Raw genomic sequence first — 16,889 nt, 5'->3', positions numbered from 1 at the left:
AACAAACTAAATTTAATAATTTTAATTTGTCTGAAAAACAGGGAAGTTTACCAAAACAGGGAAGTTTACCAAAACAGGGAAGTTTACCGATTTGTCAGAAGTGTGTAATGTCTGCCCTGAAATAAATATTATCAAACTACAGAAAATTAATAAGTATTTTTTTTAGCATTTTATTTTAGATATTCCTTACAATTTATTGTTTTATTGGTAGTAGAAGTTACACCTTCTTCATCTATCTCAAAAGTTTTCATAAACAACATTCCTAATTCATCTAAATAACCAATTTTTTTTTCAACAATAGATGGATAATTCTTACTAGAATATACATTTAATCTTTTTATTAAATTATTTTGATCATATATTAAAACATCAATTTTTTTTTCAGAAGGAGAAAAATCATAATTTGAATCATTAATAGTTTTATAATATTTTAAATAAACAATCTGTTTATTTAAAATTGAATATGAGTCAATTAAAAATAAAGAATCTATCTTTTCTTTTTTATCATTATCTAAGAGTGCTTTTTTATATGTATTAGCTTTAATACTTTTTCCCTTTATATCATCAAAAAAATCCACTTGTTCCATATTTTTTTTATGAAGTGAATCTTCTCTTGTCATTGACTCTCCTTCATCAAATACTTGAACAGTCCAATGTTTGGGAAAATTAAATAATGATAAATTTTTATTTCCTAACGGTCGGAATTTTAATTGTCGTGTTGTTTCTTTTATCGTGTTACAAGTTTCATTTACTTTTATATTATTTTTTGTGCATGATAAAAAAACTAATATTGTTATAAGTGCAATATAATTTCGCATAAATTTATTTTTCTTTTATTATTTTTTACATGTATAATGTTTTAAATATTAGATTAAATAATTTCGGTACCTGCTTCTATGAATATATCCTTCTTTAATTTTCTGAGCAAGGAGCAAGGACCACTATATTCTTATTATTATCAAAAGGATTCTTAATATACTCTCTCTTATTAGTTTTTCTATTATAGAATCCTAACCATTGAAATTCGATAGAATCTTCACTTATTATTTTTACACGTGCAATTGGTATATCTAACGAACAATCATCAAAATTAATTCCCTTAGGGACATTATTATTTGAATATACTTCTCCATTAGGAGCGTAATCCGTTCCCGAATCTTTTAAATATATTTCTATTGTATTATTATTTATTTGCTTAGAAGTTGCTCCACAAATAAAATTTATTGAGGTTATGTTGAAACTTATTTCATCTGGTGAATAGAGCATTATATTGTCTTTTTCAGAAGCATTTTCGCAGTGATTACTCCATTGGACATTTCTTTTATAAATTGAAGAAATTAAAATATCTGTATTTTCTTTTTGAACTTGATTTATTTGATCATTAAATGTTTTTTTTATCGAAGGACTTCCATTTAATAAAGTTTGAATAATTACTTTATCTTTATCAATATTAATTTTGAACTCTTTTTTATAAGGTTTTTCATTTTCAACGTTAGGCTGATCTATTGTAAAATTACCTAAATAAAAAAGTTTATTATTAGTTAAGTGATAAGCATAAAAAACAGAACTATAATAATCATTACCTTCTAATAAAATTATTTTATCAATATTATTTTTATAATACCATATATTAAAATCTGGACTGTCCAAAGTTAATTTTATAAAAAACTCTTCATTGTTGATTAATAAATTAGATTCTCCTTCCTTTGATTTTAATTCAAATTTAAGATCTCTATATTGAAAAACTGTTTCATCATTTTTTATTGCTTTTTGTAGCTGAAAATATGAATTATTTGCCTTGATATTTTGTATTACAGAAATACTGTTTTTTTCCTCTTTTTGTCCTTTACAGCTGTAAAAGAATAATATTATTAATAATAGAATACTTCTATTTGTGTTTTTTATTCCCATTCCCTAAAAAAATATTAAATAATCACCTATATTTCTTTTACTAGAAACAACTTTATCTTTGAAACCATACTCATTGATATCAATATCTCTAGTAAAATAATCGCCATTTTTCTCAAAGTAAGAGAAGTCGTTTTTTTTATTTTGCCACTTACATGAATTTAGACTCAATATTAACAATGAAATACTTATTATTTTTATCATTAAATCTGTTTAAATTTTATACAATAAATTAGTTTATTTACTACATGTAAAATTTATTTCTCGGCTATCTCTCCATTGCTTGAAATTATATAATTTTTTATAATAACAGATGTATTAGTCTTAGTTTTAACTTGCAAATTATACTTACTATCTAATGAAAAAGTTGTAACCTCTTTACTAGAATCATCTTCGGGTTCTTGCCATTCACCCTCAACATATAGATTTCCAATTACAGAATTGTTTTTGATCGTTACTAAATAAAACCTATATGAAAAGTCTCCACAATCTTGTGGCATTAATATAATATTTATATCATTTTTAGTTGGTAGTGGGATATATCTTATGTTTTCTTTTTCGCATGCCAACTTTTGTAGACCTTTAATATCATTGCATTTTAAATAATTATATTTTACCGATTTATAATTAATTGATGTGCTGTACGGTAATTTTACGGAAGTTTCTTTAAAACAATTTTCATGAGGAATGATGGGAATTTTTTTTTTAACTAATTCTTTAGCAAAATCTGTAAAAGATTTTTGATTATCATCAGATTGGGTTTCTAAAAAACTTTCTTTTTCATCACCTACTTTAACTATTTTTTTGAGTCTATATGCATCGTCGTAGGAAAAAATATAGGTTTCATAATAAGTGTCAGACTCAGCCTCATCAATATACATATCTACTGTAAATGTGACTTTTATATTTAATCCAGTCTGTGTGATTTTTGTTGCATTATAAGTCATTGCACAGCCCGATCCACAACTTAAAACAAGGGATAATTTTAAGTTGTTTTGTTCTGGGATATTAATTGTGTCGCTATTACGATAGACATTTTCTTTTTCAATTTTATCATTAATATATTGTGACTTTGATATTATATTCTTTTTGCATCCAACCATAAAAAGCGGGATGATTAAAACTAAATTAAATATTCTATTTGTTTGCAATTTTTGAATTTATTTTCTATGTATACAAAATTCTGGACAGTGCCTTTATTCTTTGACTATTTTACCTGTTTCATTAACTTTGAATTTTTCAAAAGCTTTGAGGTTAGGACCATTCCCATTGTATTGTTCAATAATAAAATTTGATGATATTTTAAAAGTGGTAGGGTTTTCGTCACCTATTAAACCTATCTCTTTGTAATCAATAATTACATTATTTTTGATTGTTACTAAGACAAAATATTCTGAATCACCTCGAAGTATTGAAATAAGTAGGTATAAAAAATTTTCATCGGAACGTATCACAAGACCTTTATAAGTTTCAGCATCATAACTATTGTTCTTCAAAAATTCTATTAAAAAGGGTTTGAGTTCATAATTTGGATATTTGCTCTCAGAATAATCATCATTAAAATATTCATAAAAACTAAATGGTAAATTTACTTTTTGGGGATTCTTTTCCACAATAAATTTATTTTCTTCTGACTTATTTTGATTATCTGGTGAAATAGCTTTAATTAAATTTTGACTGAATTCTATAAACGATCTACGAGCTCCACTAGGTAGAGTTTCTAAAGCATTATTTTTTGTACCTTCTAATATAATCTTACTGATTTTACCTGACTGATCATAGAAAAATAAATAAGTTTCATTAAAAGTGTCTGATAACTGTTCATTAGTATACATTTCAACTTTAAACTTAACTTTAAAAAAAGAACTTTCTTTTTCGACATTATCTGCTATATAAGTCATTGCACACCCCCCTCCACAACTCACTACAAATGATTTATATTGAAGATTTTTTAAATAATTAGTTTTAGATTTAGACACCTCATTTTTTTTAGTTTTGGCTGTATCTAAGAAATTCCTATTTTGTGCATTTGCTTCTTTTTTACATCCTATCAATAGCACCATCAGGATGTTTAAGAAAATGATTTTATTTGTTCGCATTTTTTGAATTTATTATAGCTGTTTTTATTTGTTCTGGCGTGATATGTGATTTATTTAGGCCATCATCGGCGTAATATGATTCTCCTCCTTTTGCAATTCTTTTAGTTCTTGATATAACTTTGCCTTTCTTTTTTACCACTTTATCACTTATAGGTTTACCTTTTTCAACACCGATACTGGCCCATTCTTGTGCTAAAACATAGATCGCATCTTCAACAGAGCCATTTCCTTCAAGATAAGCTATGACTTTTGGCCTCTTAACTTTGATAAGATACTCATCAAAAATTTTATCCTGCATCTCCTTATCAAGCTTTTCGTTAACATTTAACCCCAGACTGGCAACAGCACCTTTTATAGTATCAGGAACCATTTGATACCTTCCTACAGCAAAAATATCTCTATCTTTCTGTTTTTTCTGAATTTCTTTTATGGTAAGCTCAGTTATTTTTACATTATATATGATTTTTAATTCTCCTTTGGTTTGGTTACATATATTGTAATTATCATTTGATTCTTCTTGTGCAATCAGGTTTGCAAATTCTGTATGAGACCATTTGCCTTTTTTCTCTTCTTTTTTAGTTTCTTTTTGTGACGACGATAAGCCTCCTCCCATGCAACTACAGAGATCTTTGTATCCTAACTCTTCTGCCATAGCTACAATTGATTTACCAACTACCAAATTTTGTTCTTTTGTAAAATAACTATTTTTTAGGTAATCCGCCTCAAATAAAGAAACATCCATGTGAATCCAACTGTATGATTCATCTTTTCCTGTTCCAATGGGCTCTAATCTGTAATTATTCTTTTTTGAAGGAATAGACCAACCCTCTTCTGCCTTCAAATATTTGATATAGAGTTTATCTCTAATACCTCTTAAAGGTTTTAGATTACGTTCTACTTTACCTGAAATTTCATAACTCCCTTCATTGAATTGTATATCTACTGCTTTACCCATGTGATTTGTAGAGGATCTTGGAATAGATTTGTTATGAGCCACACATCTATATCCCGCAGAAGTTCTTCTATACTTAAATGAATTTTGTAAAGACAAATAAAATTTTAATGAACTCACACCCCACAAAAGTGAGCGGTGAATTCCAGGATGTTCATTCTTTAATCCTTTTCCATAACCCGGACATCTGTCAACTTGTCTAACTCTTGAATCAGACGCGTGGCATAAACATTTATAATTAATAACTTTTTCAGCCCACTTATCACAATATTCATCAATAGCCTTTAGAACATTTCCACAAACTTTTCCTGTTTCAGGAACTTTCATATAGTCTCTCTGGAACTGTTTAATCATTCTTTCGGTTCTGTCTGTAAATTTATCCGTTGGCACATTTCCACCAAAACCTGCCAAACGAATATTAATTTCTCTAATAAGTTCGCTTGGAGGGGAATTTTTATCAATACAATATTTACCTCCACAATTTTTATTTTGTGAATTCGTTTCCTTAATAATCGCAGGCGAATCATTCGGATCTACTTTTACCGGTTCAGCATCTGAACTTATAGGGATAACCTGAGAAGTCACAGAAGTATTGAGATGTTCAACCTCTATAAAATACTCCCGTTCATTTCCATCTCCAAAATCATTACTTTTATTATACATCTCTTTTGTAAGAGTAACATAATTAATGAAATTAGAAGTGTCATGAGCCAATGTTGCAGATACTTCATAGATAAGATCATTGCTGTATCGTGATAAGTCTTCTTCCCAAATTCTTACGATTACATTTTTACCCCTCATCCCCTGAGAAGTTATTTTAATAGAGACTGTATCTCCGGTCTTGGCATTTTTTAGAGTTTTACCTCTACCATCTGTAAACTCTGCATTTACTATTTTCCCTTCAGGATCTGTCTGTTTCTTTGCCGCAGAAGTTTGAGGATATTTTGCTGTTTCCTCTTTGGGTTTCGGCTTATTAGGTTTTGGTTTATGAGGTTCAGGAGCAACCGGCGGTTTCCTGTGTGGCGGAGTATTATCCACTGGTTTAGTTTTCTTAGGCGGAGCTGGAATATGAGACGGGTTGGCAACATTTACATTAGGGCTAGCCTTTACAATATGCTTGGAAACTACTTCGGCAGTTACGTAATATTCATGGGTTTTGCCCTCGCTTTTGTCTCCTTTTGCGACTCCGGCATTGGCAATTTGAACAGCCATAGTATAAGCGGGCAGCCTGAAATAAACTTTGGCAACTCCTTCATGATTCACTTCTCCAATGAGAGGAATCTGATTGATCTTATTCATCATATTTACAATAGGATCATGCCCTTTTCCTATTGCATCATCTTCCCAAAGGGTAAATGCCACTTTATATCCAAACATTCCCACACAGTGAGCTTTAGCAATTATGGTATCAGTATAGTGTAATAGCTTACCTTTTGGTAATCGTTCAGAATTAATGTCTTGCAGTTCAACACTTATTATTTTAGGATCTTCTGCTTCCTGCGGTTTTATATAGAGCTCTCCTTTATCTTTTCCTCTTACAACCTCAATTTTTAAAGCTTTATATTTAAGACTTTTAGCCGTGAATTTATAGGTTATATTTTCTCCCTCCTTTATATTTCCCTTTGCAATTCGCCATCCGTTTCTGTCTTGCACATAGAGATCCCATTTTACCTTAGGAGGTGGGAATGAAAAAGGATTGGATGTCATTACATTCTCAAATACCGAAAGTGAATAAGCCTCCGTATTTCCAACAATAGGTTTTATATTACCTCTAATCGTTAATTTTGCCATAGCCGTTAGTATTGATAGACATTTTATTCATAAATCTGTTCAGGACCTTCCAGCTCACTTTGGGACTCCTCAAAATTCATAAATGGATTAATAATATTATAGGTTTTTGGATCAGCTGTTGTTATACTTTGCTTATTCATAGTGGATGTTTGTCCGTGTTCTTTTACGGTGATTTTTCCTCCAACACTGCACATCAACTCAGAAATTTCAGAAAGGCAGCTTTTATTCATGACCTTTGTTTTTTCATAAGTTTTCTGCCATTTACCAGCTGGAGCAAACGCACACGGTAAATAGCCCCCTGATGTGGGTTTCAGTTTACATTGTCCAAAACTAGGTCCGGGAGGATTGAATTGCAGATCGTCTTCCGTTACGGCTAGGTAGTCCGCTTGTCCTTCTTTATTATTCCAATAATGTTTCTGGTGTGACGTTACTTTAAATTGTGGGAACTGGTCACCTTGATTGCATTGAGCCTTGCCTTTTTGAATGACAAAGTGCTTGTCACTGTGTTCTGAATAATTTTCTGACATATCATTGTGTTTGATGGTTAAAAAAAGAATAATTAGCTGACTAGCTTTTCCAATTCAAAAGTCATTGTCTTTTCATAATCGGCAATCCGGATATCAAATCTGGCTTTTATTTTTTGAATAGAGAAGTCCTTGAAATCCAGTGTATAGGCAGCTGAATGATTAGCCTTTACTGATTTTGAATGAGGCATTATTTGCCTGTCATACTCAAAGTCTGTATAATACAGTTCTGAAACAGTGCGGTAATCTACAGATTTCCCTGTTTGTAAAATTTCTATTACATCAGAACTGTTTTGTGGTAAGATTTGATGAATCATTTCCAGCCTCACAGGAGTAGCCAGAGCCAGCCATGAAAATTTATCACGATATGGAGCCGCAGTATCTTTTGAATGATAATTTGCTTTATAAAATTGATTGAAAATGAATTGGAAGGGCAATGTTCCTTTGAGGCTATTATAGATCACCTGTGGATCATTCATTTTGTTTTTCATCCTATCAATATGAGAAATGGCATAAACACCAGCATAATATTGCTTTAATGCTTCAAGATCACCAATAATATCTTTACTATCTTTAATAGGCTGTGCTGCAACAAAATTTCCGGATTTGTCTATAATCAATGTTACAGGATAAACTATTTTTACAAAATCGGATGCCAGATTATTTATTTTCTCCTCTGGCTCCTCTTCATTTTTTTTGAAATTGTTCATGGTGAATTCTACATAATGTCCTTTTTCATCCTCCTTTATATATTTAAAGTGTAGCCCATATGAATATTCACTTTTTTGAATTCCTTCATCACTTTCAGTTTGCTTCACCTGATAATTCCCATCGATTAGCTTTATATTGAAAGAGGTTTTCCCCGTTGGAAGCAGACAACATAAACTTTCTCCGGATTTTCGTATTTGCTCATTGAGCTTTACTATTTCGTCTGAGTTAGGTACATGGAGTTTCTGCAAAAACCTTAAAGCTCCATCTTCAGGAATAAAATCTAAGTAACTACATCTTAAGTTATGATATTCACGAAGGTATTTAGGATTTTCAAGAGTCAAATCCCATGAAATGCTTTCCAGTGTTTCTCCTTGTTTTACATAATAGATGTCCTCTTTCACAGAGGAGATAATTCCCCGCAAAAGGTTCCCCGGATTAGGGTTATTTTTTTTCATCTTGTAGTATGTGTTTTTTGATAATAATCCCTGAAATTTAGAAATATTAATTTGCTTTAATTCTAATTTTTTGATAATTTTTTAAAAGTGTCGTACTTGTACGACAACTCATTAAAAACGTATTATCAGCTCTCTAATACGTAGTAAAATTTTTAAATCTCCACCCATATCTTTAGAAAATATTTATGATGAGAAGTATCTAAAAAATTTTCAAAAGATTATTATTGTCATATCTGAAGATGATTTAAATGGTATTTATTTAAAAATCTCCACCCTTTCAGGTGGAGATCAGGATTAAATCAGCTTCAATGTTCCGAGATAAGAACTGTTGCATACGATACTTTCATCCAGAGCATTCAGATATGCCCAGACCTGCATGTCTTTCGTTGCATAATAAGCAGGTAAAGTCACCTCGGTAGTTAAGGCACTTCTGTCAGCAACCGTTTCAAAAATTGCAAATGAGTCAAGTTCCTTGCTGTAACAGATTACCGTCACCTTATCTGTACCTTTTGCATTTCCCTGAACGCTATTGTCTTCCCAGGTCAGTTTTATTTTATTTCCAGCCTGGGGAACTGCGACTACATTCTGAAAGCCTGTAAGATCTCCTTTGGTAATCAAAACCTTGTTGTAGATCAGTTCCGGAGCATCTGCTACCATCTGGACAGCTTCACTAATGGTATAAGATACCGCCAGATTAATTCTGGATTTCGAACCGCTATTTACCCCGAAATACTTCTTCTGAATGAAACCCAGAGGACGTAAGAAACCTATGACAAGCTTAAATTTCGTCTGCTGAAGCATCTGCTTTTCACTGGGAGGTCTGTTGCTTGGTGTAGGCACACTTCGGATGATGTCTTTTCCGCGCCAGTTAGCTCCTACAATTGTTCCTACTTTCCCTGAAAATCCACCAAGGATTCCTTTTGTTATTCTAGCCATTTTACTGTGTTTTTTTTGGTTAACTGAACGAATGTATAAAGGAATATTCAATCAGCAATCACTCCTGAAAATAGTGATCGGTTTTGATATGTTTTGACATTTTTTGACAGCATAAAACCTTTTTTCTTCGATAGTCCTTCGAGAATTTTCCGAATCAGCTTCGGAAAAAGAATCATTGTTCCGAAGAATAGCCGAAGGAAATACGGAGTACGTCAAAGTATTTTATCTATCAACGCCTTTACAGCATAAAAAAAGCCTTCATGGTTTGAAGGCATTATTGAAAAATGATTTTGGGTAAAATATTTTATTTCCGATCTTGACATGCGGAATTTTCTGTGATTTCCTGATACGATGTAAAGTACTGTCGCTAATATTCATCAGACGTTTGACATCAGCACTGTCATAGTACGGAAAATGATCAGACTCTTTCTTTTGAAGAACATTTAAAATTTCAACTAAAAGAGCCAAAAGGTCATTGGAAGATGAATCAGTCTCCCTTTGAGGATATACATGCTTTTTCATCATTTTAGTTTTTTAGTGTTATACTCAGAAGCGTTTATTTTCATAAAATCTAACGATAATATTACAAAATTATTGCCAAACAAAACACACATAAACAACTGTATATCAATAAACAAAATACAATTTTAATGTAAAACATATTTCTCACTATGTTTTGAAAAAAACTATTAATATTGATAAAAAATTATTCGTTAAATGGTTTATTTTTATTAAAATATAAATTTTACCTTTTTAGTGATATTTTAACGATTACTGCATATTGATATGATTTTCTTAAAATATATTAAATAAGTTTTAAAAGCCAGGGATAACAGAATCATCGTAATCTGAAAATAATAATTAATCAACAGCACTAAAACCTATGTCTCTATGTGGTTAGATTTTTAAACCACATAGAGACATAGATTTCTGAGTTTTATCTGGAAGTATTCGTGAATTCGTGGCAAAAAAATAAACGCCACGAATTCACGAATATTTAATTTATACTTGATTTTATTAATTCTTTCTAAGCGGATGTATCCATGAAGTTTCTTTATCTAAAAAGTTGCACTTCTTAGCTTCCTGAAATGAAACATTTGAAATTTCAGACTTTGCTTTAAAAAAACATTTGCTTCTAATGATGACCTGCTTTATATCAAAATAAAAAAGCTGCTTCCCAAAGGAAGCAGCTCATAGATTATTGATTAATCTAAAAATTATTTTTTAGCTTTTACATCAATTGCGATCTCGATGTCTTTGCTGATCATCCATTCAGCAGGATCTGCTTCAGAAGTACCGAATTTGATTCCCCAGTCTGTTCTGTTTACAGTAAATTTAGCCTGGATAGCCGCTGTATTGTCTACTACGTCTACTTTCGCAGGGAAAGTAACGTTCATTGTTTTCCCTAGTAAAGTAAGGTTTCCGCTTACTGTTTTATTAGCTCCAGCTACTGCATCGGCAGGTGCTTCTTTAAGGTCTGCTACACTAGTGATTTTAAAATCTGAAGTAGGGTTTTTCTCTACATTAAAGAAATCAGGGTTCTTTAAGTGAGCTTCAAGATCTGCCGGTTTCTTATCTTTTTCAGTTACAGAAGCCGGATCTACTTTAATAGAGGTCATGTCGATATTGAAGTTTCCTGCTACTACTTGTCCTCCTTCGATGCTTAAGTCACCAGATTTTACGTTAAGAGTTCCCCAACGAGGTGCAAATCCTCCTTTGTGGAATGCTTTCCAGTTTACTACAGAAGTTGCAGCATCTACTGTCAACATTTCTCCTTTGCTTTCTGCAACAGCCTGCTCAGTAGCTACTGATGTATCTGTTTTTTCTTTACTATTACATGATGCTACAAGCAATCCTACTCCTACTAATGCAATTACGCTAATTTTTTTCATATTATTGAACTGTTTAAAAAGTTTATTGTTTTCGGGTACAAAAATAGATAAACCTGAATGCAGTTTCCTTAACATACATCAAGAAATCTCTTTTAGCTTCATTTTTATGAATTGATGCATTAAATATACTATTTTTATACTTATACAAAACTCCGGCTCCACTTGCCGGCATCAACTGCTATTTATGAATTGCCTTCATACATCACTATTTTTGTGATTATACACAAGTTTACTTTATGGAAACAAATGAATTACGCATAGGAAATTATATAATGGATAAAAAGGATGAAAACATAGAATATGTGTATCATCTTCATGATCTGGGAGATATGGTATATATTAATGATTTGCATCCGGATGCCTGCCTACCGATTCCATTAACAGAGAAATGGTTACTTATTTTTGGATTTGAAAGTAATAGCGGAGAGGAGTATAATCCTAATGATGAATCTGCTGACCAATTCGAATATAGCTTAGGAAGTGGTATTTCACATCTGACGTTTATTTGTAGACCTTCCAAAGGCTGGATTATCAAGTTGGGAAACGATAGTGAATTAGAAATAAGACACGTTCACGAATTCCAAAACCTTTACTTTGCCCTTAAAGGAAAAGAATTAACTTAAAAAAATAATAAAGCCCCAATTAAGGGGCTTAACTATGTAATATTACTTTTGTTTTTCAATATTTTCAGATAGTAAAAGAATCTCTTTGTTTATTACTTCTGCATTTTCTTTTTTTGTAATGATACTTCCATGACTAGCATTCATTATGATTTGTTTTCCTTGAGAAGAGAGTTCTTTTAGCTCTTTCTGCATCCCAAACCATAATTGAACTTGTTTTTCAGGATCAATTCCGGATCTTCTGTATTTTTCTTTTTGGGATTCTTTATACTGTTCTGTAGCAGTGAACACCAACACTGGTAATGAATCTAACTTTTTTGCCTCACCTGCACGCTTCAGCACAGCATTGGTAAGGTCATTCTCTCTTAAAAACATCGTATAAACATCTCCGGAGGTATTGGTGAGCGATTGTGATCTGCTGTATACTTCTTTAGGTAAGCCATCGCCTTGATAGGGTGCTTTACTAAATATCTTATTATAAAGTCCTAAAATACCTAAATCTGCAAGGATAGATCCTATCTTTAATATTCTTGCCTGCCCTTCGGGAACCAACTCTTTTTGTGCTAATCGGTTCCATTGTTCAGGATGACTTGAATCTATGAAAACCATTCCTTTCACTTCATTTGGATAAAGATCCCTGAATATTCTGGTATAGGGACCTCCCATAGAATGTCCCACCAAAATATAAGGTGGCTTTTCTCCTGTTTTCGCTAATAATTCATGAAGCTGATGTGCGTAAAACTCAGGGGATCTATTATCACTATTACTTGCTTCACTAAACCATTTTCCGTCTCTATCATAGCGTATAACTCTCGTTTTATCTTTTAAGCCCTCCGCAATCCAATGCAGCATATCAGTATTACTGTGTGCTCCTGCCTCAATAATCACTGTAGGTAAAGATTTCTTATCTCCTTCTGCTCTTACATGGATGTTGGTTCCGTTAACGTTAACGAGTTTACCGGGCGGAACAGGTTTTGGGCTAAATAATCGATAACAAAGCCCTAAGAACAATAATACGATGAGAATTCCCAGGATAAGCTTTCCTAAAAACTTAAATACTTTTAAAATTGATTTCATGGTTATTTTTAAATTTCAAATTGACAGGGGGAAGAATTGTCGAAACAGAATATTCACGAAAACCTAAATGGGATTTGAATAAATATAGTAATTGAATCTTTGAAGCAGACATGATTAGAAGTTTCGGGCAAATATAACAAAAAGCCCTATGAACAGAAACCTATATAATATCATGTGTGTGATAGTTAGATCTTTAAAATTGGAAAATAAGTTAAGGAATCCTTGGAATGAATTTGGATATATTTTTTGACTTGTATTATTTGATTTTTCTATTTTGTAAATGTTCATAAACCGCTTTTAAAATTTATTATCTTAGTGGTTAGTTACAACAGTCTCTGGTTATTATTCTCAAATGGATATGTTGTGAATTGCTTTCAAAAATTATTATCTTCGTGATTAGTCACAGCTAGCCCCCGATAATTCAACACGGGAACCATGTTGTGAATTGCTTTCAAAAATTATTATCTTCGTGATTAGTCACAGCAGGAATTTACCACGAAGCCAATAACAGATTGTTGTGAATTGCTTTCAAAAATTATTATCTTCGTGATTAGTCACAGCAGCCAATGGCAATACCATATTCATAGTTGTGTTGTGAATTGCTTTCAAAAATTATTATCTTCGTGATTAGTCACAGCTAGTGATGATGATTACGCAAAGGTTTGGAAGTTGTGAATTGCTTTCAAAAATTATTATCTTCGTGATTAGTCACAGCCACCAACGCCACCGGAAGTAGTTGCGTTGGGTTGTGAATTGCTTTCAAAAATTATTATCTTCGTGATTAGTCACAGCTAAACAGGAAATGTTTAAATTCAAATGTGGTTGTGAATTGCTTTCAAAAATTATTATCTTCGTGATTAGTCACAGCAGTATGGCAAAGTTAGCCGGGGAACTGAAAGTTGTGAATTGCTTTCAAAAATTATTATCTTCGTGATTAGTCACAGCCTCCCACACTGGTTTCTACTTCTTCAACACGTTGTGAATTGCTTTCAAAAATTATTATCTTCGTGATTAGTCACAGCTTTGAAGAAGAAAAAAGAAGACAAGAACAGGTTGTGAATTGCTTTCAAAAATTATTATCTTCGTGATTAGTCACAGCGAGCCGTTTGTCTTCATACATTAATCAGTTGTTGTGAATTGCTTTCAAAAATTATTATCTTCGTGATTAGTCACAGCATTAGATAGTCATGGTGATATGCATATTGCGTTGTGAATTGCTTTCAAAAATTATTATCTTCGTGATTAGTCACAGCATTTCTGCTATTGCAATAAATGAAATAGTAGTTGTGAATTGCTTTCAAAAATTATTATCTTCGTGATTAGTCACAGCAAGGCTTAATTTTGCACCTACATTAATTTTGTTGTGAATTGCTTTCAAAAATTATTATCTTCGTGATTAGTCACAGCTTAAGAGCGGTGTTATTAATTCAGGGGTAGGTTGTGAATTGCTTTCAAAAATTATTATCTTCGTGATTAGTCACAGCTTTTCCCCTTTCTTGGTTGGTATTGACGTCGTTGTGAATTGCTTTCAAAAATTATTATCTTCGTGATTAGTCACAGCCTTGGCGCATACATCGACGCCGACGAAACAGTTGTGAATTGCTTTCAAAAATTATTATCTTCGTGATTAGTCACAGCCAATCCGGGCAAAAGAAGATAAAGAAGCCGGTTGTGAATTGCTTTCAAAAATTATTATCTTCGTGATTAGTCACAGCTACTAGATCAAATGGTGAGTCTTGGCTATGTTGTGAATTGCTTTCAAAAATTATTATCTTCGTGATTAGTCACAGCGAACCATCCTTACAATGAAATTCACTTGTAGTTGTGAATTGCTTTCAAAAATTATTATCTTCGTGATTAGTCACAGCACTTTAAGACATCGTTAGATAGATTCAGTGGTTGTGAATTGCTTTCAAAAATTATTATCTTCGTGATTAGTCACAGCTGTAAAATGAACAATTGCCATTGGTTCAACGTTGTGAATTGCTTTCAAAAATTATTATCTTCGTGATTAGTCACAGCTGATTGTCTATAAATGTTTCAGTAGCTACAGTTGTGAATTGCTTTCAAAAATTATTATCTTCGTGATTAGTCACAGCCCCGAAAGGGGGTATTTTTAAAGCAATGTTGTTGTGAATTGCTTTCAAAAATTATTATCTTCGTGATTAGTCACAGCTTCGTTGATTAAGCCATTCTTTAAAGTAGCGTTGTGAATTGCTTTCAAAAATTATTATCTTCGTGATTAGTCACAGCGTAATTCAGGGAAATGATGCGCCTAGAGGTGTTGTGAATTGCTTTCAAAAATTATTATCTTCGTGATTAGTCACAGCAATTTTCAAATAAAACAATTGATGAGGTTGGTTGTGAATTGCTTTCAAAAATTATTATCTTCGTGATTAGTCACAGCATCTAAGAATATTTTTTGATAAGCTAAGTGGTTGTGAATTGCTTTCAAAAATTATTATCTTCGTGATTAGTCACAGCAGCCGTTCAAATATCAGGATAGATACGTTAGTTGTGAATTGCTTTCAAAAATTATTATCTTCGTGATTAGTCACAGCACCTTTATCAAGAGGGGATGTGCCCATTTTGTTGTGAATTGCTTTCAAAAATTATTATCTTCGTGATTAGTCACAGCCTCAAAAAACAATCTACTGATAATCAGTAGATTGTTTTTGTTTTTAGGATTCAAAATTTAAAATAATTCAAGCTGCTGGAAGGCTGGAGGTGGTTCTTCTTTATTTCTGGCAAAAAATATTTCAATATCTCCAAACTGTTTATCAGTAATGCACATAATTGCCACTTTTCCTGCTTTTGGGAGCATAAATTTTACTCTTTTAATATGAACCTCAGCATTTTCACGACTTGGACAATGCCTTACGTACATTGAAAACTGAAATAGTGTAAAACCATCATCAAGCAAAGATTTACGAAAGCGATTCGCATCTTTCATATTGGCTTTAGTCTCTGTTGGTAAATCATATAATACTAAAACCCACATAATTCGGTAAGCATTAAACCTTTCGGCATTCATATCAATTCAGGATAAGAGATCGTTCGTTTTTCTCCCGTATAACATTTATACAGTGACGTGGCGGTTGTTTTTACTGCAACCAATAAAGGTCTTGTTTTATCCCCTATTTTCACATCTTTAGTCGCTATCTGTAAAATGAAAGCTTTAAATTCTTTAGTTAATTCTTCAGTTTCAGGATTAGTTTCCAACCATTGCATTACTAATAAATCGATAAAAGGACGATAAGGCTCCATCAAATCATCAGCCAGGCAGTAAGGATTATATTTATTTTTATGGAAAATTCCAAGAACAGGAAGTAATCCGGTCTCTACAATTGCTCTTGCAACAATACTTCTGAGAACCGAATAGCCGAAATTGAAAAATTGATTGGGTGAATCCCCAAAACGTTGTCTCAGAAAATCAAGACTGATGAGATATTTCCAGTAATGCTGAGCTGCGATACCTTCCATATTGGTAATATCACCACTTTTCACATTATTCTGATAATCAATCATAGGTTCATAATAATTTCCTAAACGTTTTAAAACTTCTTTTTGGTTTTCAATTTTACATTCAACCGTTTGTTTCCAAAGTTGTTTTTTGAGAGGTTCACTAGCTTCCAACTGATCTTTGATACGGTCGGAATGTTCAGTGTGACCATATAACGGAAGCATGATCCCATGTGGCAAATGATGAGCATCGCAACTTATAACCACTACGTTGTTTCCCATCATTTTCTGAATCAATTGATGTGAGATGGTAATCTGAAAATGATCCAACATCAATAAACCCAAATCTTCCACAGATATACTCCCCTTTTCGACTTTTGTTTCCGGACAGAGTATTTTCATTTGCTCATCTTTTAGTTTGAGGTAAGCTGGATTGCCAATGTAGATGGAGCGGGTTATCAT

General features: G+C 32.2%; 14 protein-coding genes and 1 CRISPR repeat array. Of the genes, 1 reads left to right on the top strand and 13 read right to left on the bottom strand.

Annotation, left to right across the window (positions count from 1 at the left end):
• Positions 1-170: 170 nt before the first annotated feature.
• The 10 genes from BBI01_RS03160 to BBI01_RS03110 all read right to left on the bottom strand — a co-directional run bounded on the left by BBI01_RS03160 (position 171) and on the right by BBI01_RS03110 (position 11,268).
• The gene (locus tag BBI01_RS03160) at positions 171-818 is read right to left on the bottom strand and encodes a hypothetical protein (RefSeq protein ID WP_123862066.1); all 648 of its coding nucleotides are present in this window, start codon (positions 816-818) and stop codon (positions 171-173) included.
• A 94-nt stretch (positions 819-912) separates the two neighbouring features.
• Entirely contained in the window at positions 913-1,911 is a 999-nt protein-coding gene (locus BBI01_RS03155) for a hypothetical protein (protein ID WP_065393215.1), read from the bottom strand.
• Positions 1,912-2,165: 254 nt separating this feature from the next.
• Positions 2,166-3,059 carry a hypothetical protein gene (locus BBI01_RS22305; RefSeq protein WP_123862065.1) on the bottom strand — a complete coding sequence of 298 codons (894 nt, stop codon included), beginning with the start codon at positions 3,057-3,059 and terminating at the stop codon, positions 2,166-2,168.
• Positions 3,060-3,104: 45 nt separating this feature from the next.
• Positions 3,105-4,007 (bottom strand): hypothetical protein, encoded by a 903-nt coding sequence (locus BBI01_RS03140; protein WP_123862064.1) that lies wholly within the window; start codon positions 4,005-4,007, stop codon positions 3,105-3,107.
• Positions 3,994-6,750 carry a peptidoglycan-binding domain-containing protein gene (locus BBI01_RS03135; RefSeq protein WP_065393212.1) on the bottom strand — a complete coding sequence of 919 codons (2,757 nt, stop codon included), beginning with the start codon at positions 6,748-6,750 and terminating at the stop codon, positions 3,994-3,996. The genes BBI01_RS03140 and BBI01_RS03135 overlap by 14 nt, the downstream gene beginning before the upstream one ends.
• A 23-nt stretch (positions 6,751-6,773) precedes the next feature.
• Positions 6,774-7,277: a DUF4280 domain-containing protein gene (locus BBI01_RS03130; protein ID WP_065393211.1), complete on the bottom strand. Its 504-nt coding sequence runs from the start codon at positions 7,275-7,277 to the stop codon at positions 6,774-6,776.
• Between the two features lie 32 nt (positions 7,278-7,309).
• Positions 7,310-8,440: a hypothetical protein gene (locus BBI01_RS03125; RefSeq protein WP_065393210.1), complete on the bottom strand. Its 1,131-nt coding sequence runs from the start codon at positions 8,438-8,440 to the stop codon at positions 7,310-7,312.
• Positions 8,441-8,734: 294 nt separating this feature from the next.
• On the bottom strand, positions 8,735-9,376 hold the full coding sequence (locus tag BBI01_RS03120) for a DUF6266 family protein (RefSeq protein ID WP_065393209.1): 642 nt from the start codon (positions 9,374-9,376) through the stop codon (positions 8,735-8,737).
• Between the two features lie 258 nt (positions 9,377-9,634).
• Positions 9,635-9,898, bottom strand: a complete 264-nt coding sequence (locus BBI01_RS03115) for a helix-turn-helix domain-containing protein (protein WP_065393355.1) — start codon at positions 9,896-9,898, stop codon at positions 9,635-9,637.
• 695 nt (positions 9,899-10,593) lie between these two features.
• Positions 10,594-11,268 (bottom strand): YceI family protein, encoded by a 675-nt coding sequence (locus BBI01_RS03110; protein WP_065393354.1) that lies wholly within the window; start codon positions 11,266-11,268, stop codon positions 10,594-10,596.
• A 236-nt stretch (positions 11,269-11,504) separates the two neighbouring features.
• Between BBI01_RS03110 and BBI01_RS03105 the strand changes: the two genes are divergently transcribed.
• Positions 11,505-11,891, top strand: a complete 387-nt coding sequence (locus BBI01_RS03105; protein ID WP_065393208.1) for a hypothetical protein — start codon at positions 11,505-11,507, stop codon at positions 11,889-11,891.
• A 42-nt stretch (positions 11,892-11,933) separates the two neighbouring features.
• Here the strand turns inward: BBI01_RS03105 and BBI01_RS03100 are convergent, their stop codons facing one another.
• From BBI01_RS03100 to cas1, 3 genes are all read right to left on the bottom strand, one after another.
• Positions 11,934-12,965 (bottom strand): alpha/beta fold hydrolase, encoded by a 1,032-nt coding sequence (locus tag BBI01_RS03100; RefSeq protein ID WP_065393207.1) that lies wholly within the window; start codon positions 12,963-12,965, stop codon positions 11,934-11,936.
• Positions 12,966-13,325: 360 nt separating this feature from the next.
• A CRISPR array of direct repeats spans positions 13,326-15,603; the repeat unit is 47 nt; unit sequence GTTGTGAATTGCTTTCAAAAATTATTATCTTCGTGATTAGTCACAGC.
• A gap of 57 nt (positions 15,604-15,660) precedes the next feature.
• Positions 15,661-15,999, bottom strand: a complete 339-nt coding sequence (gene cas2 / locus BBI01_RS03095; protein ID WP_065393206.1) for a CRISPR-associated endonuclease Cas2 — start codon at positions 15,997-15,999, stop codon at positions 15,661-15,663.
• A complete protein-coding gene (gene cas1, locus BBI01_RS03090) occupies positions 15,996-16,889 on the bottom strand; it encodes a type II CRISPR-associated endonuclease Cas1 (protein WP_065393205.1) in 894 nt (297 codons plus the stop codon). The genes cas2 and cas1 overlap by 4 nt, the downstream gene beginning before the upstream one ends.

It is taken from the genome of Chryseobacterium artocarpi (assembly GCF_001684975.1).
In the GTDB taxonomy this organism is placed as follows: Bacteria; Bacteroidota; Bacteroidia; order Flavobacteriales; family Weeksellaceae; genus Chryseobacterium; species Chryseobacterium artocarpi.
This window is presented reverse-complemented; position numbering and strand designations above follow the sequence as displayed.